Source organism: Flavobacterium sp. (genome assembly GCF_044341265.1).
Taxonomy (GTDB): domain Bacteria; phylum Bacteroidota; class Bacteroidia; order Flavobacteriales; family Flavobacteriaceae; genus Flavobacterium.
Genome location: NZ_JBIISA010000073.1, coordinates 1 through 2,738, shown reverse-complemented (window position 1 = coordinate 2,738; position 2,738 = coordinate 1). Strand labels below are relative to the sequence as shown.

General features: G+C 29.7%; 4 protein-coding genes. All 4 read right to left on the bottom strand.

The genetic code is table 11. The features are described 5' to 3' along the window. Nucleotides 1–38: 38 nt before the first annotated feature. Nucleotides 39–644, bottom strand: a complete 606-nt coding sequence (locus ACIQ06_RS16150; RefSeq protein WP_396147960.1) for a sugar transferase — start codon at nucleotides 642–644, stop codon at nucleotides 39–41. Between the two features lie 2 nt (nucleotides 645–646). Next, nucleotides 647–1,546 (bottom strand): hypothetical protein, encoded by a 900-nt coding sequence (locus ACIQ06_RS16145; protein ID WP_396147959.1) that lies wholly within the window; start codon nucleotides 1,544–1,546, stop codon nucleotides 647–649. A gap of 2 nt (nucleotides 1,547–1,548) precedes the next feature. Beyond that, on the bottom strand, nucleotides 1,549–2,475 hold the full coding sequence (locus ACIQ06_RS16140) for a DUF2334 domain-containing protein (protein WP_396147958.1): 927 nt from the start codon (nucleotides 2,473–2,475) through the stop codon (nucleotides 1,549–1,551). A gap of 1 nt (nucleotide 2,476) precedes the next feature. Continuing rightward, nucleotides 2,477–2,738 (bottom strand): glycosyltransferase (locus ACIQ06_RS16135; RefSeq protein ID WP_396147957.1); only part of this gene is annotated, 262 nt, incomplete at its 5' end.

The window sequence follows — 2,738 nt, the reverse complement described above, 5'->3', positions numbered from 1 at the left end:
ATAATTACAATATTTTGCATATCAGTTTATTTTATTATTCAACTCCCTTGAAAAGGCTCTATTGTTGCCGAATCAGCAGCATTTATTCCATCACTTTTTATTACTTTCTGAACAGTTTTAAATAATATTTTTACATCCAAAGTAAATGAAATATTGTCCACATACCATACATCTAGTTCAAATTTTTTATCCCATTCTAAACCATTTCTTCCATTGACTTGAACCCAACCTGTAACTCCAGGTTTTACTTCATGTCTTCGAGCTTGAAAGTTTGAATACTTTGACAAATAATCAGGAAGTAATGGTCTTGGACCAACCAAACTCATGTCACCTTTAAGCACATTGATAAGTTGCGGAATTTCGTCTAGAGATGTTTTTCTAATAAAACTACCCAACTTCGTCAACCGGTCGGCATCTGGAAGTAGATTTCCGTTTTCATCTTTTTTATCATTCATGGTTTTAAACTTCAAAATTTTAAAAATTCTTTCATTTAAACCAGGTCTTTTTTGAACAAAAAATGGTGATCCATTATTGTTGATAAACAACAAAATAAAAACAATTATAAATATCGGAAACAATAACACTATCCCAATTAATGAGAAAAGAAAATCAATAATTCGTTTAAAATATTTTCGGTATAACATCATTACATTTTATCTCCCAAATTAATACTTATATTTTTGAAAACTTCATAATCATCCAATCCATTGTCATCAGTTTTTTGAATGGTATAAAATCCTTTAACAAAATTGAAATTATTTGCTTCTAAAATATCTATTTGAAATTCATCTGAAACAAAAAACATAACTTTTTTAGCTCTATTAATTCGAATCCAATTACAAAAATACTGTATTGTTTTAGAATCAAAATCAGAAAAGAAAAGTAATTTTATAATGCTACCAGTGTCCTCAAACAAGAAATAAGATGTTCCTACTTTAGCACATTCAACAAAATTTATTCGTTGAATATACTGTAATTCAAATTCCGATTTTGTATATAAAAACACTGATTTTTCCTTTAATATTAATTGATATTTAGCATATAATAAATCAACATCAACTGGAACAAGTTCTAGACTATTAGGGCTAGATTCAATTTCAAACAAATCTTCATTAGAAAACACATTATCAGCTATTTTACAATAAAAACCAGCGTCTTTTAATCTCCTATAACTTGCGTTAGTTTCTGTTACAAAAGCGGTTAAATAAGGAACATTTTTTTCAAAACAGATACGTTTAGACTCTGATATAATTTGACTAAAACAACCTTTTCCTCTTGCATTAGGTAAAGTCCATGAACCTGTCATTATGCCAAAATTTACTACCAATCCATTTGGAGTTGTAACGGCTCTGTAAGTAATTGAAGAACCTGCAATAACTTCACCCTCCTCATTTTTTAAAAGTAAAATATCGGAGGCATTATCGCCTACTTGTCGCTCAAAAACCCAATTATAAACAACTTCATTTCCCCAATTTGGAAAGCATGAATTCAAATAATTTATATAGGTTTCTTTATAATCTGAAGGATTTAAAATTACTTCATTCATAATTAATTATTATTTTTTACAAAATGTGCAATTTCGCCCATTGATGTCCACCATAAATCATCTCCATATTTTTGTTCTAAACTTGAAAGCAAAACATCAAGGTAATTCATATATAAATCATCAACTCCATCTAAAGCTACATAACTTCCTACTTGTTTAATGATGTGTGCTTTTATAGAAATTAGTCCTTCATTTTCAATAATATCTATAGCTCTATCAATAGAAGAATTTACTTGAAAATTAGAAGGTAAATGAACAAGTTTATTCTCTTTTAATAAAGTTGGATAAATTAAAGGTACTTCTTTTAAACCGCTCATATTGCATTTAGCATTTTTAGAAATTGGTGTTATAACATCTCTAGAAGAAGCAACATAATCAAAATCATATTTTACTAAAGTTGATAAAAGTGCATCTGGTGCGTTCCATCCTGGCGGACAAATTCCTTTTACGTGATTTACTTTAGAAGCATTGAAAATTCGAACCATTTCGCTAATAATTCCATCAAACTCTTCTTCTGTTTGATTTTGAAATTCTACTGGAATTTTCAGTCCCTTATGCACATGATACAAACCGTGATAAGCAATTTCTGTTTGGCCCATTTGATTTAGGAAATCAACAAAAACTGGATGATTTTCTAAACTCATGGTCCCTTTTTTCAATCGTTTTGAAAGGTAAAATTTATCACGAAGATTTGGAATTTTTGCCAATATTTTTCGTGTTGGAAAAGCATGTGTTTCACGCCAATCTGCTGTTGTAAATAATGTAACTTTTAGTTTAGGATGTCTATTCAATAACCACATAACCTTTCCAAGAGCTCCTTTATCTAAATCGCCGCCAGCTTCATACAAATCGGTACTTTTTCCAGGATGGATATCATCAATGGTGAAGCAAATGGCAGCTTTTTTGTCTGTTGGTTTCCAGTGTAACATTTTATTTTAATTTTTCTTCCAAAATCTGATATTCCTTCAACAAAGAATTCCAAACTTGAGACTGTTCATATCGTGAACTAATTAAATGACGTGCATTAAACTTGCATTTGTTTCGTAATTCAACATCCAAAAGCATAGTGTTAAGTCCATCAAATATAGCTTTTTTATTTTTAATCGGAACGATAATGCCGTTTTCATCTTGCAATATAATTTCATTTGAACCACTAATATCAGTTACTATACAAGGTAAATTCATGGCGCCA